Source organism: Actinokineospora auranticolor (assembly GCF_002934265.1).
Taxonomy (GTDB): Bacteria; Actinomycetota; Actinomycetes; order Mycobacteriales; family Pseudonocardiaceae; genus Actinokineospora; species Actinokineospora auranticolor.
Genome location: NZ_PTIX01000004.1, coordinates 466,453 through 487,510, shown reverse-complemented (window position 1 = coordinate 487,510; position 21,058 = coordinate 466,453). Strand labels below are relative to the sequence as shown.

The 21,058-nt window shown below is 72.4% G+C and carries 21 protein-coding genes; 9 read left to right on the top strand and 12 right to left on the bottom strand.

All coding sequences use genetic code 11. The features are described 5' to 3' along the window. Positions 1 to 9: 9 nt before the first annotated feature. Positions 10 to 1,257, top strand: coding sequence for a beta-ketoacyl-[acyl-carrier-protein] synthase family protein (locus CLV40_RS10760; protein WP_104478695.1), 1,248 nt, complete (start codon positions 10 to 12; stop codon positions 1,255 to 1,257). Positions 1,258 to 1,346: 89 nt separating this feature from the next. Here the strand turns inward: CLV40_RS10760 and CLV40_RS10755 are convergent, their stop codons facing one another. Next, complete coding sequence (locus CLV40_RS10755) at positions 1,347 to 1,946, bottom strand: hypothetical protein (RefSeq protein ID WP_146107987.1); 600 nt, start codon at positions 1,944 to 1,946, stop codon at positions 1,347 to 1,349. A gap of 23 nt (positions 1,947 to 1,969) precedes the next feature. Continuing rightward, positions 1,970 to 2,473 (bottom strand): DUF3145 domain-containing protein, encoded by a 504-nt coding sequence (locus tag CLV40_RS10750; RefSeq protein ID WP_104478693.1) that lies wholly within the window; start codon positions 2,471 to 2,473, stop codon positions 1,970 to 1,972. 447 nt (positions 2,474 to 2,920) lie between these two features. Here CLV40_RS10750 and CLV40_RS10745 point away from each other — a divergent pair, with 447 nt between their 5' ends. Further along, on the top strand, positions 2,921 to 4,171 hold the full coding sequence (locus tag CLV40_RS10745) for a hypothetical protein (RefSeq protein WP_104478692.1): 1,251 nt from the start codon (positions 2,921 to 2,923) through the stop codon (positions 4,169 to 4,171). Between the two features lie 317 nt (positions 4,172 to 4,488). Here the strand turns inward: CLV40_RS10745 and CLV40_RS10740 are convergent, their stop codons facing one another. Then, the gene (locus tag CLV40_RS10740; RefSeq protein ID WP_425428231.1) at positions 4,489 to 5,499 is read right to left on the bottom strand and encodes a D-cysteine desulfhydrase family protein; all 1,011 of its coding nucleotides are present in this window, start codon (positions 5,497 to 5,499) and stop codon (positions 4,489 to 4,491) included. 420 nt (positions 5,500 to 5,919) lie between these two features. On the opposite strand from CLV40_RS10740, the gene CLV40_RS10735 reads away from it, so the two are divergent. Then, positions 5,920 to 6,258, top strand: coding sequence for a histone-like nucleoid-structuring protein Lsr2 (locus CLV40_RS10735; RefSeq protein ID WP_104478690.1), 339 nt, complete (start codon positions 5,920 to 5,922; stop codon positions 6,256 to 6,258). 371 nt (positions 6,259 to 6,629) lie between these two features. Here the strand turns inward: CLV40_RS10735 and CLV40_RS10730 are convergent, their stop codons facing one another. The 5 genes from CLV40_RS10730 to CLV40_RS10710 all read right to left on the bottom strand — a co-directional run bounded on the left by CLV40_RS10730 (position 6,630) and on the right by CLV40_RS10710 (position 10,360). Beyond that, positions 6,630 to 7,121, bottom strand: a complete 492-nt coding sequence (locus CLV40_RS10730; RefSeq protein WP_104478689.1) for a hypothetical protein — start codon at positions 7,119 to 7,121, stop codon at positions 6,630 to 6,632. Then, entirely contained in the window at positions 7,118 to 7,528 is a 411-nt protein-coding gene (locus tag CLV40_RS10725) for a VOC family protein (protein ID WP_104478688.1), read from the bottom strand. Before CLV40_RS10725 ends, CLV40_RS10730 begins: the two co-directional genes overlap by 4 nt. Before the next feature lie 61 nt (positions 7,529 to 7,589). After that, complete coding sequence (locus CLV40_RS10720) at positions 7,590 to 8,978, bottom strand: NAD(P)(+) transhydrogenase (Re/Si-specific) subunit beta (protein ID WP_104478687.1); 1,389 nt, start codon at positions 8,976 to 8,978, stop codon at positions 7,590 to 7,592. After that, positions 8,975 to 9,274: an NAD(P) transhydrogenase subunit alpha part 2 gene (locus CLV40_RS10715; RefSeq protein WP_104478686.1), complete on the bottom strand. Its 300-nt coding sequence runs from the start codon at positions 9,272 to 9,274 to the stop codon at positions 8,975 to 8,977. Before CLV40_RS10715 ends, CLV40_RS10720 begins: the two co-directional genes overlap by 4 nt. Further along, on the bottom strand, positions 9,275 to 10,360 hold the full coding sequence (locus CLV40_RS10710; protein WP_104478685.1) for a Re/Si-specific NAD(P)(+) transhydrogenase subunit alpha: 1,086 nt from the start codon (positions 10,358 to 10,360) through the stop codon (positions 9,275 to 9,277). 214 nt (positions 10,361 to 10,574) lie between these two features. On the opposite strand from CLV40_RS10710, the gene CLV40_RS10705 reads away from it, so the two are divergent. The 3 genes from CLV40_RS10705 (at position 10,575) to CLV40_RS37125 (ending at position 13,621) form a co-directional block, all read left to right on the top strand. After that, the gene (locus tag CLV40_RS10705) at positions 10,575 to 12,200 is read left to right on the top strand and encodes an FAD-binding dehydrogenase (RefSeq protein ID WP_219823942.1); all 1,626 of its coding nucleotides are present in this window, start codon (positions 10,575 to 10,577) and stop codon (positions 12,198 to 12,200) included. A gap of 110 nt (positions 12,201 to 12,310) precedes the next feature. Next, positions 12,311 to 12,538 carry a hypothetical protein gene (locus CLV40_RS10700; RefSeq protein ID WP_104478683.1) on the top strand — a complete coding sequence of 76 codons (228 nt, stop codon included), beginning with the start codon at positions 12,311 to 12,313 and terminating at the stop codon, positions 12,536 to 12,538. Between the two features lie 276 nt (positions 12,539 to 12,814). Beyond that, a complete protein-coding gene (locus tag CLV40_RS37125; RefSeq protein WP_146107986.1) occupies positions 12,815 to 13,621 on the top strand; it encodes a hypothetical protein in 807 nt (268 codons plus the stop codon). A gap of 1,320 nt (positions 13,622 to 14,941) precedes the next feature. On the opposite strand, the gene CLV40_RS10690 is transcribed toward CLV40_RS37125, so the two are convergent. Beyond that, positions 14,942 to 15,991, bottom strand: a complete 1,050-nt coding sequence (locus tag CLV40_RS10690; RefSeq protein ID WP_104478682.1) for an NAD(P)/FAD-dependent oxidoreductase — start codon at positions 15,989 to 15,991, stop codon at positions 14,942 to 14,944. Positions 15,992 to 16,029: 38 nt separating this feature from the next. Then, positions 16,030 to 16,593 (bottom strand): TIGR03086 family metal-binding protein, encoded by a 564-nt coding sequence (locus tag CLV40_RS10685; protein WP_104478681.1) that lies wholly within the window; start codon positions 16,591 to 16,593, stop codon positions 16,030 to 16,032. A gap of 64 nt (positions 16,594 to 16,657) precedes the next feature. Between CLV40_RS10685 and CLV40_RS10680 the strand changes: the two genes are divergently transcribed. Further along, positions 16,658 to 17,422: a helix-turn-helix domain-containing protein gene (locus CLV40_RS10680; RefSeq protein WP_245931204.1), complete on the top strand. Its 765-nt coding sequence runs from the start codon at positions 16,658 to 16,660 to the stop codon at positions 17,420 to 17,422. A gap of 9 nt (positions 17,423 to 17,431) precedes the next feature. Continuing rightward, a complete protein-coding gene (locus CLV40_RS10675) occupies positions 17,432 to 17,845 on the top strand; it encodes a GNAT family N-acetyltransferase (RefSeq protein ID WP_104478680.1) in 414 nt (137 codons plus the stop codon). A 388-nt stretch (positions 17,846 to 18,233) separates the two neighbouring features. Here CLV40_RS10675 and CLV40_RS10670 read toward each other — a convergent pair whose 3' ends face one another. Together CLV40_RS10670 and CLV40_RS10665 are read right to left on the bottom strand one after the other, a co-directional pair. Next, positions 18,234 to 18,896: a response regulator gene (locus tag CLV40_RS10670; protein WP_104478679.1), complete on the bottom strand. Its 663-nt coding sequence runs from the start codon at positions 18,894 to 18,896 to the stop codon at positions 18,234 to 18,236. Beyond that, on the bottom strand, positions 18,897 to 20,102 hold the full coding sequence (locus tag CLV40_RS10665) for a sensor histidine kinase (RefSeq protein WP_104478776.1): 1,206 nt from the start codon (positions 20,100 to 20,102) through the stop codon (positions 18,897 to 18,899). It abuts the gene before it with no gap. Between the two features lie 100 nt (positions 20,103 to 20,202). Between CLV40_RS10665 and CLV40_RS10660 the strand changes: the two genes are divergently transcribed. Then, positions 20,203 to 20,967, top strand: a complete 765-nt coding sequence (locus CLV40_RS10660) for an SGNH/GDSL hydrolase family protein (protein WP_104478678.1) — start codon at positions 20,203 to 20,205, stop codon at positions 20,965 to 20,967. Positions 20,968 to 21,058: the final 91 nt, after the last annotated feature.

Sequence of the window (21,058 nt, the reverse complement as noted above, 5' to 3'; positions counted from 1 at the left end):
GGAAATTCCATGAGCAACGTCGATGTCGTCATCACCGGGCTTGGCGCGACCACGCCGCTCGGCGGTGACGTCTCGTCCACCTGGGATGCCCTGCTCGCCGGTCGGAACGGCATCCGGGCGAACACCACGGACTGGGCGGAGCGCTACGACCTCCCGGCCCGGCTGCACGCGCCGCTGGCCGTCGAGCCGACCGAGGTCCTGCCCCGCGTGCAGGCCCGCAGGCTGGACCGGTGTGAGCAGATCGCGCTCATCGCCGCCAGGCAGGCGTGGGCCGACGCCGGGTACGAGCCGCCGACCGAGGAGCACGAGCCGGTGGACCCGGATCGCCTCGGGGTCAGCATCGGCACCGGGATCGGCGGCCCGCTCACCCTGCTCGACCAGGACGACCTCCTGGAGGAGCACGGGCTGCGCAAGGTCTCGCCGCTGACGGTGCCGATGCTGATGCCCAACGGCCCGGCCGCGCACGTGGGCATCGACCTGCGCGCCCGGGCGGGTGTGCACACCGTCGCCTCGGCGTGCGCGTCGGGCGCGGAGGGCATCGCCAACGCGTACCAGATGATCCAGAACGGCCGCGCGGACGTGGTCATCGCCGGTGGCGCGGACGCCTGCATCCACCCGATCACCGTGGCGGGCTTCTGCCAGTCCCGGACGCTGAGCACCCGCAACGACGCGCCGGAGCGGGCCTCGCGCCCGTTCGACACCCAGCGCGACGGGTTCGTGCTCGGTGAGGGCGCGGGCGTGGTGGTGCTGGAGCGGGCCGAGCACGCGGCGGCCCGCGGCGCCCGGGTCTACGGCCGGATCACCGGCTACGGCATGACCGCCGACGCCTACCACATCACCGGCAACCACCCGGACGGCATCGGCCAGATCCGGGCCATGGAGCAGGCGGTGCGGATGGGCGGGCTGAGCCCGGCCGACGTCGGCCACGTCAACGCGCACGCCACCTCGACCGTGGTGGGCGACGTCGGCGAGGCGGCGGCGATCCGCAAGGCGCTGGGCGAGCACGTGCTGGTGACCGCGCCGAAGAGCTCCTTCGGCCACCTGGTCGGCGGCGCGGGCGCGGTGGAGAGCATCATCGCGCTGCTGTCGATCTACCACAGCGTGATCCCGGCGACCCGGAACCTGGAGAACCTCGACCCCAAGGTCGGGCTCGACGTGGTGGCGGGCGAGGCGCGGAAGGTGGAGCTGACCGCGGCGATCAACAACTCCTTCGGCTTCGGCGGCCACAACGTGGCGCTGCTGTTCACCGCCGCCTGAGCGGAGCCGGGGGTGGTTCGTGGAAAGCGGGGCGCGGCCGAGTCGGCCCGCCCCGCTTCTCCGTCACCCGGTCGTGATGGGCCGGGGAATCAGCAGCTGTCGTGCTGGGGAGAGGCGCTGGTGGCACCGGCGTCGATGCGCCACTCGCCCGCGGCCACGGTCAGCGGGAACACCACGTTCCAGCGGATGCAGCCGACCGGCAATTCCAGCGGCGCGTCGGCCGGGTCCTGCTGGCTGACGAAAGACAGCAGCACCCGCGCGTTGTTCGCCGGACCGGTCTCGATGCGGTAGACGACAATCGTGCCGTCCTGGGTGCTGCGGTACGCCGAGCGCCAGTTGTCCTCGGGCATGTCCTTGGCCCGGGCGTCGGTGACGGTGGTTCGCCAACGCGCGTAGTTCTTGCCGTTGATGGCGTCGAAATGGGTTTGCAGCAGCTGGCGGACCGTCTCGTAGAGCGGGTGCCGGATGGCGTCCTGGGTGGCGCGCACGTCCCGGGGCCCCGGCCGGGCGCTGGGCGGGATCACGTTCTCGCTCGGCAGGATCGGCGACGGGGTGGCCGCGGTGGCGTTGCCGGTGGCGTACAGCTCGCGCGCGACCATCGCCGCCGCGGCGCAGATCACCACGGCGACGAGCACGACCGGCAGCAGCCAGCGCTGGCGCTCCGGTCTGGGGGTGCTGCTCGGGTGCACGGCGCCAGCGTGCCACACGGTTCTCAGCCGACGCGGTGCAACCAGGTAACAGGTGCCCCATCGCCTGCGCGCCGGTACGGCTCCAGCGCCTCGTCCCAGGAGGCGCCGAGCAGTTCGTCGACCTTGAACGCGAAGGACTCGCCGCCGCGCGCGGACGCCGCGATGGCGCGCAGCTGGTCCTCGGACACCACGATGTCGCCGTTGGCGCTGGTGCGGGCGTGCCAGAGGCCGAGGGTGGGCGCGTAGCAGAACCGCTCGCCGTCGACGCCGGGGCTGGGCTCCTCGGTGACCTCGAAGCGGGTCATCGGCCAGGCGCGCAGGGCGGCGGCCAGCTTGCCGCCGGTGCCCGCGTCGCCGGTCCACGCGCACTCGGCGCGCAACTGGCCGGGGGCGGCGGGTTGCGCGGTCCAGCGCAACTCGGCGCGCACCCCGAGGGTGCCGGAAATCGCCCACTCGACGTGCGGACATACCGCAGCCGGCGACGAGTGGACGTACACCACACCTTGGGTGTTTCCACGGGTGCTCACTGCTGACCTCCGCTGCTCGACGAGGATCGTCTTCCCCTACGTCCTGCGCGATCAACGGGTGCCTGCGTCACACGTGGTATTCCCGGCGCTCATTGTGCCCTGCTTCCGGACACTTTGGCCACACGAACCACGAAAACAACCCACGCCCCACCTATTCCGCGCCGAATGCGGACAGCGCGGCACCGGGCGTGCCGCTTTCGGCGCGGTCGGCGCGGCACACCCGACGATCTCGTTGATCACTAGGACGTCCGAGCAACGTCCGAGTTGCCTGCGATCTTCATCCCATCCCCGAGCGGTGTACCCACCCAGGGGTGACGGTTGGCGCCAGGTGGCTACCTTCCGACGTCCGACCACCCGCTCGGGGGTCACTGGCGCTAGCGTGTCAGGCGGGATGTGGTGGAAAACCCACCAACTGCCGTGCGGGGGGCCGGTCGAGGAGGAGTCGGCGTGCGCTTGGTCCGGGTCGGTGAGCCGACGTCGGGTGTCGGCCGGGATCTGCGCGCGGCGCTGACCTCGTGGGGTCGCGGCGACGCCGTGGCGGGCGGGGTGGCGCTGCTGGGCGTGCGACCGCCGGAGTTCGGCTCGCCGGTCGAGGCGGTCGTGATCACCCCGCGCGGGGTGCTGGTGGTCCTCGGCGTGGACCTGCCGCGCCCGGCCGTGTGGTTGTCGGCCCCGCTGGGCGAACCGTGGCGGGCCGACGGGGCGGTGCCGCAGGTGGGCGACCGCGCGCCGGGGGACGGGGCGTTGGCCGCGACCGCCGCGGTGGCGGCCGTCGTGCGGCGGGCGCAGCCGAGGCCGCTGCCGGTGTCGACGGTGGTGGCCGTCGGCCCGTACGTCGGCCGGGTCGACCAACCCGCCACCGACCTGGAGCGCGGGGTGCGGATCCTGCACCCGGCGCCGACGCCCCTGCTGACGGTGACCCGCGAGCTGACCACGCACAGCCGCCCCTGCCCGGTCGACGAGCTGCGCCGGATCCTGCACGCCCTGCACGCCGACCTCGACCTGGACGACGCCGACCTGGTCGCCGAGGGCTTCCCGGACGGCATGTCCGCGGCGGCGAGCGCCGAGCGCACCACGATCCTCCCGCCCGTCCCGGGCGCTCCCCCGCGCCCGGCCCCCACACCGCCACCCCGACGCCGGTTACCGATCGCGATCGGGGTCTTGGTGGCGTTGCTGCTGGTCGCGGGCGTGGCCCTGGCCGTCGCGGCGGCCGACGGTGGCCCCCCGATCCCGCACGCACCCCCGGCGCCCGCGCCCCAACAGGGCCTGGTGTTCACCCCGCGCGGCGAGGCCACCCAGACCGACTGCGCGACGCACACCAGCGGCCAGCTGCGCACCTGGCTGGAACGCAACGGCTGCGCCGAACTCCTGCGCGGCCGGTTCGAGGCGACGGAGAACGGCCGCCGAGCCGCGGTGCTGGTCGGCGTGGTGCGGATCTCCGGGAGCGCGTCGGCCGTGGAACTGCGCGCGCTGGCGGACCGCCCGGACACGGGCGCCGTCGTCGACCAGTCCGCCGAGGGCGTCGCCTGGCCCACCACCCCACCCCCCACCTTCGACGCGGCGGCGCGGGCCAGTGATCAGGAGGGCAACAGCGTGAAGCTGGTGCAGGCGGTCTGGCTGGACCAGCCGTCCCGCCCGGACGACCCGGCCCTGCTCGCCATCGCCGACCGCGCCCTCCGCCTCAGCCTCGCGGGCTGACTCACCCGAGGCCCCGCCCGGCAGCCGATCTCCGCCGTCCCCCGCGCCCACCTACCCCGCCGCCCCGCGCCCGCCCTGCCGTCCGGCCCTACCGGGCCCGGCCTCCCAGCCGTCTGGCCCTGGCCTGCCAGCCGCCCAACTCCCGGCACCCCAACGCCCGGCAGCCCAACACCCGCGAGGGGTCCCCCGCGAGAAGGGAACCCCTATTTACCATTCTACCTGCGGAAACCGGTCGAGCGGCAGGGCTCGGGAACGCCCTGTGGACAACTCCGCGGTGTTCCGCAGGCGACCGAACCGACCCCGAACGGCTGCCGGACTCAGGCAGGCGAGCTGAAGGCCGGGCTGCCCTCCAGGTCCGGCGCGTACGCGAACAATCCCGGCAGCCCGCCCGTGTGCAGGAAGACCACGGTCTCCTCACGCCCGATCTCCCCCGACCGGGTGGCGTCGACCAGGTACGCCGCCGCCTTGCCCGTGTACACCGGGTCGAGGGTGATCCCCTCGGTCCGCGCGAACAGGCCCAGCGCCTCCCACATCGCGTCGGTCGGGATGCCGTAGCCGGGGCCGACCGCGCGGTCGTCGGCGTGCGCGTGGGCCAGGTCGATCTCCTGGCCGAGCAGCGCCGCCGCCTCCCCCGCCAACCGGCGGATGGTGGCCAGCGACTCGGCGGCGGTGCGCGACACGCAGGCGCCGTCGACGCGGGTGGTGCGGCCGAGCAGGGCGACACCGGCCACGACGCCCGCCGCGGTGCCCGCGCTGCCGACCGGGACGACGATCCGGTCGGGTTCGATCCCCTCCGCGTCGAGCTGGGCGAACAGCTCGGCGGTGGCGGCCACGTAACCCAGCACCCCAACCGCGTTGGACCCACCGACAGGCAGAACCGCGACCCCACCGGCCTCGGCGGTCAGCGCCGCGACCACCCCGGCGACCTCGGCCTCCGCGCAGACGTGCACGGTGGCGCCGTAGAGCCGGTGCAGCGCCATGTTGCCGGACCGCTCGTACGCCTCACCCGTGCGCGGGACGTCGCGGGTGAGGACGAGGTCGCAGCGCAGCCCGAGGCTCGCGCACGCGGCCGCGGTGAGCCTGCCGTGGTTGGTCTGCAGCGCGCCGAAGGTGATCACCCGGGTGACCCCGTCGGCCACCGCGGCACCCAGCAGGAACTCCAGTTTGCGCAGCTTGTTGCCCCCGACGCCGAGCGCGCCGACGTCGTCGCGCTTGACCAGCGGGCCGGGGCCGCCACCGAGCGCGGCGCCGAGCCGCGGGCAGGCCCGCAGCGGCGTCGGCCAATGGCCGAGGGTGGCGCGCGGGAACGGTGTCAGGTCGATGGCCACGCGGCGAACTCTAACCACGAGAAGGCAGGGTTTCACCCGTCCGGCCTTCTCGGCGCGGCTCGGAAATGACTGACCGATCCTCATGTTGCCTGGGGGGCAAATACCCGTGATCCCACGGGTGATATTGCGCCGCCATTTGGGATGACCAGCGCCGACGATGGCGGCGAAGAGACAGGGGCCAAGGGCCGCACCAGACCAGCCGAATCGGACACGTCGCATTCCCGCTAGTGGACCGGTAACGCCCGATGGGGTACTACTATTCCGAGAGACCGCCTCTTGGACCTCCTGGGTGGTTCTCGGGCCGGGTCGGGCGATACAGTTCGGCGGTGATCGGTTCGCCAATACCGGGCCGTGACCGGGACCCTCGCTAAAGGTGTCGGCCCCGTGCAGGAAACGAACTCTCATCACACGGAGGAAACCGTGGCGCAGAAGACCGTGGTGGAGCTTGTCGACGACCTCGACGGCGGCCAAGCCGACGAGACCGTCGCCTTCGCCATCGACGGGGTGGACTTCCTGATCGACCTGTCGAGAGAGAACGCGACGCGACTGCGGGATTCGCTCGCGGAGTTCGTCGGGCACGCCCGGCGCACCGGTAGCCGGAAAGCGAAGAACGGCCTCGTCGTCCGCCGCTTCGGCACCGACCGGCAGGACAACCAGGCCATCCGCGAATGGGCCCGCAGCCAGGGTGAGACGGTCGCCGAGCGCGGCCGCATCCCGGCCGCGCTGGTGATGAAGTTCCAAGAGGCGCACGGCGGCTGATCCCGCCGCTTTTCCCGGCCGCGCGGGCCGGGCACCGCGTGTCGCGCCTGGAACCAGTCGGGGGTCCAGGCCGGCGGGCGGGGGAAAACGCGGGCCATAGCGGACCACGGACCACTTCGGCCGGTCAGGCTCGCTTTGGACACCCGCGTGAACACCGTGTCACCCGAACACCGCGCGATCCACCGAGGACGTCCACCACCGCGGGGTCGACGGTCCACTCCGGGCACTCGTGCCCCTTCTTCCGAACCGTTTTCGCGTGCTCGTCCGGTCTAGGTGTTTCCCTGGAATCCGCCGCGCCGCGCCGGGCAAACCACGGCCGCGCGCGGCCGGTTTTCCCGCTGGCGACAAGCGGAAGAGCGAATACCGGCGGCTCAGTCGGTGATCATCCCGGCGGTCGCCCCGGTAATCGATCCGGTGGCCTCTCCGGCGGCAAGGGCGACGGGTTCGATGGCCCGCAGGAACTGTTCGATCCGCTGTTCCCGCCGCGTTCCCGGCCGGTAGTGGGCCCGGTCCAACGGGATCGTGCGGCCACCGACGGTCAGTGCCGGGTAGCGGTAGACGGCCCGGCCCAACGGCGCCCGCGCGTCCCGCCGCTGGACCCCGGTGACCTCGGCGACCGCCACCGTGCGCAGCCCGCGCACGGTGCGGACGCCGACCCGGCCGTCGCGCACGAAGCAGTACGGGAACAGCGCCTGGTAGCCCGTGGCCACGGCGGTGACACCCGCCGCCAGCAGCAGCGCGGTCTTGTCGAGCCCGGAGCCCGGCGACCACAACGCCACCCCGAGTCCCGCGCCGAGCGCGCAGGCGACCGCCGTCCACAGCAGTCCCACCCGCTCGACGGGGTGCCGGTAGAGGGGTCTCACGCGCGAGCGGTGATCTGCTGGACCGTCCAGCTGTTGCCGTCCGGGTCGGCGAAGAAGAGGAACCCGGCGTTGTTGAGGTCGTCCTCCTCGGTGGCGGCCCGGAACCCCTGCGGCGAGGCGAACTGGACCTCGCTGACCTGCACGCCCCGCGCGGACAGCTCCGCGTGCGCGGCCCACAGGTCGTTGACGACGAGCTGCACGCCGCCGAGCTCACCCGGCGCGACCTTCTCCAGCTTCGGGCCGAGCACGATCGAGCAGCCCGACCCGGGCGGGGTGAGCTGCACGAACCGGTTGTCCCCGAACGAGGTGTCGTGGTCGAGGACGAAACCGACCTTCTCGGCGTAGAACTCCTTGGCGACGTCCACGTCGCTGACCGGCACCACGACGACTTCCAGGGTCCACTGCATTGCTGGTCCTCCCACCGCTCGACCGGATGGGGGAAAGCATGGCAGAGACCGCCGACGCGGGTCAGAGGGCTTTGAGTTCCTCGGTGACCTCGGCGACGGAGGACTTGGCGTCGCCGAAGAGCATGCTGGTCTTGGCGTCGAAGTACAGCGCGTTGTCGACCCCGGCGAACCCGGGCGCCATGCCGCGCTTGAGCACGATCACCGACCGGCTCTCGTCGACGTTGAGGATCGGCATGCCGTAGATCGGCGAGGACGGGTCGGTGCGCGCCGCCGGGTTGGTGACGTCGTTGGCGCCGATGACCACGGCCACGTCGGTGCGGCTGAACTCGCGGTTGATGTCCTCCATCTCCTTGAGCCGCTCGTAGGGCACGTCCGCCTCGGCCAGCAGCACGTTCATGTGGCCGGGCATCCGGCCCGCGACCGGGTGGATGGCGTAGTAGACCTCGACGCCGCGCGCCTCCAGCATGTCCGCCAGCTCCCGCACCGCGTGCTGGGCTTGGGCCACCGCCATGCCGTAGCCGGGGACGATGATGACCTGGTTGGCGTAGGCCATCTGCACGGCCGCGTCCGAGGCGCTGGTGCGCCGGACCGTCTGGTCCCCGCTCGCCGCGGGTCCCGCGCCGCCCCCGCCGCCGAAGCCGCCCGCGACGATCGCCGGGATGGAGCGGTTCATCGCCTTGGCCATCAGGTTGGTCAGGATGGTGCCGGACGCGCCGACGATCATGCCCGCGACGATCAGCGCGGTGTTGTCCAGGGCCAGGCCCATGGCCGCGGCGCTGAGCCCGGTGAGCGCGTTGAGCAGGGAGATCACCACGGGCATGTCCGCGCCACCGATGGGCAGCACGACCATCACGCCGAGCGCGGCGGCGGAGAGCAGCAGGCCCAGGATCAGCACCTCGGCGTCACCACCGCCGATGATCACCCCCGCGCACGCGGCGGACACGAGCAGCAGCACCAGGTTCAGCGGCTGCTGGAGCTTCCCGATGCCGACCGGGCGGCCGGTGATGACCTCCTGGAGCTTGCCGTAGGCGACCAGCGAGCCCCAGAACGACACCGAGCCGACGACCGCCGAGAACAGGCTGGCCACGGCGACGTGCCCGGGGGCGTGCGCGAACCCGGCGCTCTCCCGGAACTCGACCCAGGCGATCAGCGCGACCGCCCCGCCGCCGACGCCGTTGAACAGCGCCACCATCTGCGGCATGGCGGTCATCTTGACCTGCCGGGCCGACGGCACGCCGACCGCGGTGCCGATCGCCACGCCGAGCAGGATCAGCCACCAGTTGCCCAGGCCGGGGGTCAGCAGCGTGGCGACCACCGCGACCCCCATGCCCGCCGCCGCGATCCAGTTGCCGCGCACGGCCGTGCGCGGGCCGGTCAGGCCCATCAGGCCGTAGATGAACAGGGCGAAAGCGACGATGTAGAGGAGCTGGATCCCGGTCTCGCGGCTCACTTCGCGCTCCCGTCCCGCTTGGGCCCGTTCTTGAACATGCCCAGCATCCGGTCGGTGACCAGGAACCCGCCGATGACGTTGATCGTGCCGAAGGCGATGGCGATGACCAGCAGGACCTTGTCCAGCACGCCCTCGGCGCCCAGGCCCGCGACGATGAGTCCGCCGAGCAGCACGATGCCGTGGATGGCGTTGGTGCCCGACATCAGCGGTGTGTGCAAGGTGTTGGGCACCTTGGAGATCACCGCGAAGCCGACGAAGCCCGCGAGCACGAGCACGGCCAGGTTCTCGACCAGCATCTACGCCTCCTTCGTGACGCAGGCACCGGCGACGACCTCGTCGGTGAAGTCGACCGACAGCGCGCCGTCGGCGTCGACTAGCAGCTCCAGCAGCGCCTGCACGTTGCGCGCGTACAGCTCGCTGGCGTGCTCGGGCATGGTGGCGGGCAGGTTCAGCGGGGACGCGACGGTGACCGAGTGCGCGACGACGATCTCGCCGGGCTCGGTCAGCTCGCAGTTGCCGCCGGACTCACCCGCCAGGTCGACCACCACGCTGCCCGCCCGCATGCCCTCGACGGCCTCGGCGGTGACCAGGGTCGGCGCGGTGCGGCCGGGGACCTGCGCGGTGGTGATCACCGCGTCGAACCCGGTGATGGCCTTGCCGAGCTGGCGCTGCTGCTCCTCGCGCTCGGCGTCGGTGAGCGCGCGGGCGTAGCCGCCGCTGCCCGCCGCCTCGATGCCCAGGTCCAGCCACTGCGCGCCGACCGAGCGGACCTGGTCGGCGACCTCGGGCCGCACGTCGTAGCCGGTGGTGTGCGCGCCGAGCCTGCGCGCGGTGGCCAGCGCCTGCAGCCCGGCCACGCCGACGCCGAGCACGAGCACCTTGGCGGGCGGCACGGTGCCCGCGGCGGTGGTCAGCATCGGGAAGAACCGGGTGAGGTGCTCGGCGGCGAGCATGGCCGCGCGGTAGCCCGCGACGTTGGCCTGCGAGGACAGGGCGTCCATCGATTGCGCGCGGGAGATGCGCGGGATGGACTCCATGGCGAACGCGGTGACTCCCCGCTCGCGCAACGCTTTCGCCTTGCCGGGGTCGGTCAGCGGGGCGAGGAAGCCGATGAGGACGGACCCGGCGCGCAGCGCGCCGACCTCGGTTTCGTTCGGTGGGGCCACTTTGACCACGACGTCGGCGGCCCAGGGGTCGCCGAGCGTGGCTCCGGAGTGGACGTAGGCGTCGTCGGGGATGAGCGCCGCGAGCCCGGCACCGGGCTCGACGACCACGGAGAGGTTGCGGGCGCGCAGCCGCTCGACCACTTTCGGCACGAGCGCGACCCGCCGCTCGCCCGCGGCCGATTCCTTGGGGACGCCCACGACTGTGTTGGCGGTCACAGTACAGTTGTACCATTTGGGTCCGCGGTGCGCGCACGATCACAGTTGCCAATACTCTCCGCGATGCGGCGAACGCGCTCCGTGTCTTCGGTGTGCCCGCGACCCGGATCGAAGATCGCCCGGACCGGGTGCCCGACCGGCGGTACCCTGGCCGGAAGTCATGGTTCACCCGGGAAACCGCCTGGTGGACCCGGCGGAGGTGAGGGGTGGGCGCGTGACCGCTGACGTGATCGTGGTGGGTGCCGGGCTGGCCGGACTGGTCGCCGCGGCCGAACTCGCCGACCGGGGCAAGCGGGTCGTCGTCGTGGACCAGGAGCCCGAGGCGTCGCTGGGCGGGCAGGCGTTCTGGTCGCTCGGCGGGCTGTTCCTGGTCGACTCCCCCGAGCAGCGCAGGCTGCGGGTGCGCGACTCGCTGGAGCTGGCCTGGGCCGACTGGCAGCAGTTCGCCGGGTTCGACCGCGAGGAGGACCACTGGCCCCGGCGGTGGGCGCGCGCGTACGTGGAGTTCGCGGCGGGCGAGAAGCGGTCGTGGCTGCACGCGCAGGGGGTGCGCTTCTTCCCCGTCGTCGGGTGGGCGGAGCGCGCGGGCAACTCGGTGCCGCGCTTCCACATCACCTGGGGGACCGGGCCGGGCGTGCTGGAGCCGTTCGCGCGGCGGGTGCGCGACGCGGTCGACAAAGGCTTGGTGGAGCTGCGTTTCCGGCACCGCGTGGACGAGCTGGTGACGACCGGCGGCGCGGTCACCGGGGTGCGCGGCAGCGTGCTGGAGGCCAGCGACGTCGAGCGCGGGGTGAGCAGTTCCCGTGTCGTAGTAGGGGAATTCGAGCTCTCCGCGCAGGCGGTGCTGGTGTCGTCGGGCGGGATCGGCGGCGACCACGAGTTGGTTCGGGCGAACTGGCCGTCGCGGCTGGGCACCCCACCCGCGAAGATGCTGACCGGCGTACCCGCGCACGTGGACGGGCGGATGCTGGCGATCAGCGAGGCCGCGGGCGCGAACCTGATCAACCGCGACCGGATGTGGCACTACGTCGAGGGCATCACCGACTGGCACCCGATCTGGCCCAACCACGGCATCCGGATCCTGCCCGGCCCGTCGTCGCTGTGGCTCGACGCGCGCGGGCGGCGGCTGCCGGACCCGCTGTACCCGGGCTTCGACACCTTGACCACGCTCGCGCACCTGCGCGAGACCGGGTACGACCACTCGTGGTTCATCCTCACCGCGAAGATCATCGAGCGGGAGTTCGCGCTGTCCGGGTCCGAGCAGAACCCGGACTTCACCGGCAAGGACATCCGGCTCACGCTGAAGCGGGCGCTGCCGGGGGCGACGGGTCCGGTGAAGGCGTTCATGGAGCACGGCGAGGACTTCGTCATCTCGACAGACCTGGACGAGTTGGTGGCCGGGATGAACCGGGCGACCGGCGAGGACCTGCTGTCCGCCGCGGACATCCGGCGCGAGGTCGTGGCGCGCGACCAGCAGGTGGACAACTCGTACGGCAAGGACTTGCAGCTCACGGCGGTGCGCGGGGCGCGCAAGTACCTGGGCGACCGGGTGGTCCGGGTGGCCGCGCCGCACCGGCTGCTGGATCCCAAGGCGGGGCCGCTGATCGCGGTGCGGCTCAACGTCCTGAGCCGCAAGACGTTGGGCGGACTGGAAACCGACCTGTCCGGGCGGGTGCTGCGCGCGGGCGGCGAGGTGGTGCCGGGCCTGTACGCGGCGGGCGAGGCGGCGGGCTTCGGCGGCGGCGGTGTGCACGGATACCGTTCCCTGGAAGGGACTTTCCTCGGCGGCTGCATCTTCTCCGGGCGCCAGGCCGGACGCGCCATCGGCACGGTCGTCTGACACATTCAGGTGGATCACTCCACTGTGGATCGCACGGCGCGGTGCGGTCTGCCAGGCTGCCTGGCGCCTGAAACACGTCAGGCACCCTGGTAGTGAGGATCGGATTCCCCATGCGCACCAACCTTTCCCGCGTCGGCGCCGCGTTCGGCATCGCCGCGGCCGCGTTCGGCTTCAGTGCGATCAACGCCACGGCCGCCTCCGCCGAGGGCGTCGGCTCCACCGCGGACACCCCGGCGCTGCTCCCGGCGATCACCGTCAACGTGATCAACGTCCAGGAGGGCGACGTCGACGTCGCCAGCCCGCTGCTCGACCTCGTCGGCACCGAGCCGACCCCGTGATCGGCGGCCGGTGCCGGGCAGGTTCGACGGCCCGGCACCGGCCGTGATCACGCGGGCCACGGTCGAGCGTCACCCGAAGGTGGGCGGGGCGGGTCGGCGATTCCTCCCACCGGAACCGAAACCCGACCCACTAACGAGAAGACCCCCAGCGCCAGGGCCATCCGAGGGATTTCGACGATCACGAACGTGACCACTCTCTTGTGGACTCGCCACCAACTGATCGTTCTGCAAGCCTTTCACTGTCCAACCCGGCCAGTTCGCTAGGAGCTTCCCGCAATGCGCAAAGCCCTTCTCCGTCTCGGTTTCATGGCCACCGCGACCGCCGTCGCGCTCGGCTTCTCCGCCCAGACCGCCTCCGCCGAGACGTCGACCGCCGCGGACGTGCACCCGGTGGTGGTCATCAACATCCTGCAGGACGCGGGCATCAACGTGGCAGGCCTCGACGAGGACCTGATCGACGACCTCGCGGACGCCGACAACCCGGCCGAGCTGGAAGCCGTCGTCGACCTCGCGGGCGACCTCGCCGAGGACCTGGACATCCCGATCGACCACGCGCTGTGGATCATCCTCGACGACTGGTGCGACGACGGCCTGCTGAACGACCTGCTGGACCTCGACCTGGACGACGCCCTCGACAACGTCGACGACGCCCTGGACGACCTGCTCGGTGACGACGTCCTCGACCTGGGTGGCCACCACGGCCTGCTCGGCCTGGGCGGCCACGACGGTCTGCTCGGCCTCGGCGGCCACGGCGGTCTGCTCGACGGTGACCTGCTGAACCTCAACGCCGACGTCGACCTCGACATCGACCTGCGCGGTCACCACGCGACCACCACCAACAGCGCCGCCACCACCCCCGCGGCCACTGACACCACCGCCACCAGCACCACCCCCGCGGCCACCAACACCAGCACCACCCCGGCCGCCACCAACACCGAGACCACCGTCGCGGACGCCGCCGACACCTCGGCCGCCACGGACCTGAACACCGTCACCAGCCCGGTGACCGACCTGGTCAACGACACCGTGTCCACCCTGACCGGCAACGACACCACCGCGGACAACAACGGCACCCGCCGCTGACCCAAGTCCACCGAAAGGGCCGCCGACTCGAGTCGGCGGCCCTTTCGCTTTGCCCAGAAACAGAAACACGCCCACCGCAACGACCCACAGCAGCACCACCCGGGTCCGCTCGTGCCTGCCGACGCTGTCCAGGTAGCTCTGCAACGACTGGGCGAGGCGCCAGCACTGCTGGTGGAAGCCCCGGTCCACCGCGTACCCGACCGCGGCGACCAGGGTCTCCCGCTCCCGCCCTAACCCCACCGCCCATACCGAGCGCCAGCCAGTCCGTCACCCCACCCCCGCCCACCTGTCTCGTGTCCTCGGCTCTCAGCTCCTGCCCGCAGCCCTTCGTTTCCGCACCTCTTCCGGCCCACCCGGCGATCCCCGCCCCCATGGGGCCGTCCCTCTCCGCGGGCAGTTCCTCTGCGGTCCTCCACCCTGTCGGCAGCCCTCCCCGCTGCCGCACGGAGACAACCCCTTCTCACCTCTCCACCTGCGGGCGCCCATGCCGACCCTCGAAGCGCTCCCCCCTGCACACCGGATCCGCCGCCCGCAGCTGTGGCGTCACCGACCGCTTCCTTGCCCTGGTGAAGCGCCTCTCCTGCCGCAACCACCCACCGGGTGCCCCGGGGTGCTTTCCCTCTCCCCGCAGGCAGTCTGACTGCCTTCCCCCTCACCCACTGGCGCCGCCCGCTCTCCGTCCCGCCGTCAAACTGCCCAAGGCCCCTGCTCTCCGCCCTTGCGCGGCCCACCCGCGCCTTCCCTGGTGAGCCCTTTTCACTTGCCCCCGGCCACTACCCATTCGCCGCCACCCTGCTGAGGCCCGCTTCCCTCCGGCAAGGAGCCTGGCAGTGCCCTTTCCCTGTTCCCCTCGCTCTGCCGCAGCCCGGCCACCCCTGGCCGCAGCCTGGCCGCTCCCTCTCGCGCGCCCCGCAGGCAACCGGTCCGCAGCCCTGCCTGGAGGGGCCCCGGCGCTAGCGCCCTGGGCACACCACCTTCTCCACTTGCCAGCACCCCGCTGAGGCCGCTTACTTTCCCGCCCACCGCCGGGCCGCACCCCTCCGCTCGTCAGCCACCACTTCCGGTCTCCCGATGACCCCCTCGGCGCTTACCCCCTTGGCGCAGCCCTTCGCCGCTTGCCCCCTCTCCTCCTGGCCGCCCCCCTACCCCATCCCACCGGCGCCCCTCGCTCGTTAACCCACCAGCAATCAGTCCGCAGCCCCTCCCCCTTGCAGGGCCCCTTCGCCGCTTGCCAGGACCCCGTCGGGGCGCTTTTGCTTTCTCGCCCACAGCCGGGCCGCGCGCCTCCCGGCCGCCCATCCGCAGGTCCTCCGCTTCCCCTCACCCCCGCACGAACCGCCCAGGTGACACGGCCTCCGCCGGGACGTCGGTCGGCTCGCCGAGGATCTGGCGGGCGGCGAGGATCGCCAGGGCCGGGGCCATCTGGATGCCGTAGCCGCCCTGGCCCGCGAAGTAGGCGAACCCGGGGTGCCCGGGCACCTCCCCCACCACCGGCTCGCGGTCCGCCGCGAAGGTGCGCAGGCCCGCCCACGCCGTGCGCACCGTGCGGAGCTCCAGCGTGGTGTAGTGGTTGACCCGTTCCAACGCCAGGGCGATGTCCAGCTCGTCGGGTTTGGCGTCACCGGGCTCGGCAGGGGTCTCGTCGGCCGGGGAGACGAGCATGGCGTCACCCTCCGGGCGGCAGTAGAACGTGTCGGCGACATCGCCCACCAGCGGCCACCGGGGATCGACCGGGCGCCCCTTGGCGATCGCGATGGTCCGGCGCATCGGGCGCAGGCCCACCTCCGGCACCCCGGCGAGCCGCGCGACGCGGTCCGCCCACGCGCCCGCCGCGTTGACCACGTAGCCCGCGCGCACCTCGTCGGTCCCCAGGCCGATCCGCCAACCGCCGCCGTCGCGCCGGATCGCGGTCACCGGCGCGCCGACCCGGATCGCACCGCGTTCCCGCAGCCGTCGCACGTAGCGCTGGTGCAGGGCCATGACGTCGATGTCCATGGTGCCCGCGTCCAGGGCCACCCCGGCGAGGCGGTCGGGGCGCAGCACCGGGCTCAGCTCCAGCGCCTCGGCGACGGTGATCTCCACGGCCTCGCCCGTCGCCACGACCTCGTCGAGGCCACCGCCGCCGGTGTCGAGCCAGAGCAGGGATCGCGCCCGCAGCACGTCGCCGAACAGTGGTCTGCTGGCCAACGTCAGGTTGTGCACGACCGGACCGCCGAAGCTGGGCAGGTACACCGCGGCCGACCGGCCGGTGGTGTGCCGGGCCAGCTCGGACTCCCCCTCCACCAGCAGAACCGACCGCTCACCAGCCAGTTCCGCCGCCACCGACACCCCGGCGATCCCGCCGCCGACCACGACCACGTCACAGTCCATGGCTGGAGCGTGCCACCACCTCGGCCCGGCCGAAACGGCTAGCGCGGGTCGCGGCCGCTGATCGCGAGGGCGCGGTGCAGGACCGGCGCGTCCTCCGGGACCGCCACCTCGGCGCCGAACACGCCCCACTCGCGGCCCTGTTCGGCCATGGCGGCGGTGCTCGCGCGGGCGAGTTCGGCGACGTCGTCGTCGACGGTGAACTCGTGGCCGGTGGCGGTGGCGAGGTCCCAGCCGTGCAGGACGAGCTCGGCCAGGAGCATGTCGTGGAAGAAGCGGGCCGGGCGCGGGTCGCCCATCATCGCGGTCTCGCCGTCGAGGCCGCCGGGGGCGTCCCAGGCGCGGGCGGCGGCGCGGGCGCCGTCGATGAACCCGTCGGGCCAGGTGGCGGAGCGGTCGACCGCCTCGTCCTCGCTGCCGTCCCCGGGTGCCGGGAGGCGGTTGGCGGTGCGCACCGCGACGACGCCACTCCACAGCGTGAGGTGGTTGATCAGGTCCTTGACTGTCCACTCGGGACACGGTGTCGAGCGGTCGAACTGTTCCGGGGTCACGGTGCGTGCCAGGGCCACCACGCTCTCGGTGGCGCGGCTCATGGGGCTGTCCATGACGGGCGAACGTACCGACCTCCCGACCCCGCGTATTGAACAAACGCGTCGGTTACCGTGGGGCGTGCCCAGGGGTGTGCTGCACGAGCGGGAGGGGCGGACGAAGTTCCGCCTGCGCACCGCCGCGCCGTCGGCCGCGCTGGCCGGGTTCGTGGAGTACCACTGGATCGTCTCCTGGGACCTCGACGAGCCCTTCGCGCAGCGGGTCGTGCCGCACCCCAACGTGCACCTCGTGTTCGAGCCCGACGGCGCGCTGGTGCACGGCGTCCACCTCGGCCTGTTCGAGCGGCGGCTGGTGGGCCGGGAACGGGCGATCGGCGTGCGGTTCCACCCGGGCGGGTTCCGGCCGTGGCTGGGCGGCCGGGTCGCCGACCTGACCGACCGCACGCTGGCGGCCGGTGAGCTGTTCGGGTTCGAAGGCGCGGAGAAAGCCGTCCTGGACGCCGCCGACGACGCGGGCTTGGTCGCCGAGGTCGAGGCCCTGCTGCTGCCGCGGCTGCCCGCCCCCGACCCGGCGGTCGAGCGGGTGCGGGAGCTGGTCGGCCGCATCCAGTCCGACCTGTCCCTGACCCGGGTCGACCACCTGGCCCGCACCTCGGGCCTGACGGTGCGCGCCCTGCAACGGCTGTTCAACGACTACGTCGGCGTGGGCCCGAAGTGGGTCATCCGCCGCCACCGCCTGCACGAGGCCGCCGCCCGCGCCGACGCGGGCGGCCCGGTCGACTGGGCGGCCCTCGCCGCCGAACTCGGCTACAGCGACCAGGCCCACTTCACCCGTGAGTTCACCGCCACGATCGGCACCTCCCCCGCCCGCTACGCCGCCGGATAGGTTGGTCCCATGACCACCTACGACCTCGACGACGACCCCGACCGGATCGATGTGGACGCGGTCTGGGCCTACCTGTCCACCGAGGCGTACTGGGGCCGCACCCGAACCCGCGCGGACCTGGAGGCCCAACTGGCCTCCGCGTGGCGGGTGGTGGGCGCGTACAACCGGGAAACCGGCGCCCAGGTCGGCTTCGCCCGAGCCGTTTCGGACGGCGTCGCCCTGGCCTACCTGGCCGACGTCTTCGTCCTGTCCGCGGACCGCGGCAACGGCCTGGGCAAAGCCCTGGTCCGCACCATGATCGACGAGGGCCCGGGCAGCGGGTTCCGCTGGATGCTGCACACCAGCGACGCCCACACCCTCTACCACCAGTTCGGCTTCACGACCCCGGACTCCACCGTCCTGGTCCGCACCCCGAACCGCTGACCCACCTGGTCGCCGCGAGGTGGGTCTCGGACAACGGCCGGGTATCCGGGCGGCTCATGTGACCAGACCAGGCACTCGCCGACCGGGTCGCGATGTTGTTGGCGAACAAACGAAGACCGCACCGGAGTTCCTCCGGAAATCGTCGACCTGGGATCAGGGCGGCGAGATGACCGACCACGCCACGTTCACCACAGCGACCGGCATGCCCGTCTGTTTCTGCGACCTGCACTCTCCCCGGCAACGCGGGACCAACGGGACCACCACCCTACTTTCAAGGCTATTCACGGCCGCGTGGAGACGAAAGCGAGCGGCGCGTGTCTGTGGACAGCCCATCGGATGTGGACAACGGGCCAACAACCCGAAGCGGCAGAACGCAACCCGACGCGGGTCAGCGGGTGGCCAGGCCCGCGTCGTAGGCGAGGAGGCCGGCTTGGGTGCGGTTGGCGCAGTCGAGTTTGACGAGCATGCGGGAGACGTAGCTCTTGACCGTGGCCTCGCTCAGCGAGAGGCGGGTGGCGATCTGGGCGTTGGACAGGCCCTCCCCCAGGGCGGACAGCACCTCGGTCTCCCGTTCGGTCAGCTCCCGCACCCGCCGCAGGGCGCGTTCGCGGGCTGCCTGTTCCCCGGCCTGCGCCGCCACCAGCCGGCGGGTCGCGGCGGGTGACAGCACGGTGTGGCCGTCGGCGGCCACCCGCACCAGGCCGATCAGGTCCTCCGGCGGTGTCGTTTTCACCAGGAAACCGGCCGCCCCCGCCCGCAACGCCCGGATCACGTACTGGTCCGCGTCGAACGTCGTCAACGCCACCACCGCGGGCGGGGCAGGCAGCCGCGTGATGCGCTCGATCGCGGTAAGCCCGTCCACACCGGGCATCCGCAGGTCCATCAACACCACGTGCGGTCTGTGCCGCATGACCGCCTCAACCGCCGCCGCCCCGTCCTGCGCCAGGTCCACCACGTCGATGTCCACAGCGGAACTCAAAATCGTGCGCAGGTGCGCGCACACCATCGGCTCGTCATCCACAACCACGACCCGGATAACCCGCTCCGCCATCTACGCGCCCCCGGACGCGGGGACGTACGCGGGCAGCACAGCGTCCACTTCGAACCCACCACCCGGCCGCGGCCCCGCGTGCAGGGTCCCCCCGACCAGCTCGACCCGCTGTCGCAGCCCCGCCAACCCCGCCCCGGACCCCGTGCTCGACAGACCACTGTCGACAGTCCCCGTCGCGGACGAGTTGCGGATCGTCAGCCGGACGCGGTCGCCGCCGTACCGCACGTGCACCCGCGTCGGCGCCCCCGGCGCGTGCTTGCGGATGTTGGTCAACGACTCCTGCACCACCCGGTACGCCGTGCGCCCGACCGCCGTCGACGTCAGCGCCGGGTTCCCCTCCTGCACCAGCTCCACCGGCACCCCCACCGACTCCGACTCGGCCACCAGCGTCGTCAGGTCGGGCACCTCGGCGGGTTCGTCGGACGCTTCCCGGGGCTGCCGCTCCCCCGAGTCGTTGCGCAGCACCCCCACCAGCTCGCGCAGCTCGTTCAGCGCCTCGCACCCCGCCGACCGCAGCCCCTCCGCCGCGGTGCGCGTGTGGTCGTCCGGTCCGGTCATGGCGAGGGCACCGGCGTGCAGCACCATCAGGCTCACCCGGTGCGTGACGACGTCGTGCATCTCCTCCGCCAGCCGCACACGCTCGTCCGCCCTGGCCTGCTCGGCCAGCAGGTGCTGCTCGCGCTCGGCCCGCTCCGCGCGGTCGGTCAACGCCTGCACCATCCGCCGGTGGGCGCGGACGTACAGCCCGATCAGCGCGGGCAGGACCAGCAGCAGCACGGTGCCCAGCACCAGCTCGACCGACGTGTGCCACGGCCGCAGCACCAGCACCAGCAGCACCGACACCAGCGCGGGCCCCAGCAGCGCGCCCGCGTAGACGACCACGGTGTAGGCGTAGATCGGCGCGGTGATCGGTATCCACGGGTCGGTGGCGGAGAAGTGCGGCTGCCACATGCCGGTCGCGAAGTAGCTGAGCAGCAGGTACAGCACCGTGGTGCCGATGGTGACCGCCATCAGCACCACCGGGTACCACTTGCGCACCACCAGCCCGGCCACCATCAGCAGCGTCAGCAGGCCGTCGACGTAGCGGATCGGACCCGCGGGCGCGTCGTCCCAGATCACGGCCAACACCCACGCCGGGACGACGAAGGCGATCGGTAACAGGTAGAGGACGGCTTCCCGCCAGGTCCGCCACAGTGGATCCCGCACGACCAGCACGCTACCGACCCGCGGCGGCCGGACCCGCACATCGGCACCTTTCGGGTGGCCCAGGCCGCAACTAAAGTTGCCGGCTAGGATCGGCCACGAGATGAGCCACTACAGCAGCCTGGTCGCGGTCGGCGACTCGTTCACCGAGGGCATGTCGGACTACCGGCCCGACGGCACCTGCCGCGGCTGGGCCGACCTGGTCGCCGCCCGGCTCGCCGCCGACACACCGGGTTTCCGGTACGCCAACCTCGCGGTGCGGGGCAAGCTGGTCCGCCAGATCGTCGACGAGCAGGTCGACCCGGCCGCCGCCATGCGCCCCGACCTGGTGACGTTCGCGGGCGGCCTGAACGACGTAATGCGCCCCGGCTGCGACTTGAACGCCGTGACGGCCCGGGTCTCCTACGCGGTCCGCACCCTGGCCGCGTCGGCGAAGCAGGTGGTGCTGTTCCGCGTCGCCGACCCTTCGCGGCGGATGCGCGGGAGTACCCGGATCATGCCGCGGATCAACCACCTGCTGGCCGTAGTGGACCGACTGGCCGAAGAGCACGACGCGGTGGTCGTCGACCTGTTCTCGTCGCCGGTGTTCGACTCGCCCGCGCTGTGGGCGGAGGACCGCATCCACCTCAACACCGAAGGCCACCGCCGAGTCGCCGAAGCCACCCTGCGCGCACTGCGCGTGGCGCCGTCTTTCGAGTGGGACGCCGCACTGCCCCACCAGCCGCAGGACTGGCGAGACCGCGCGAAGGCCGACCTGCAGTGGGCACGCACACACGCGGGCCCGTGGATCGCCCGCCGCCTCACCGGCCGCTCCTCCGGCGACGGCCGCCAGCCCAAGCGCCCCGAACTGGACCCCTTCACCGGCTGAGCCAGGAACACCGTCTCTACGCGTACGGCGGGCCCATTCTCGCTTGGGTAAGGCAATCCCGGCCACGAACCGCACTCGAAGCACACAACGA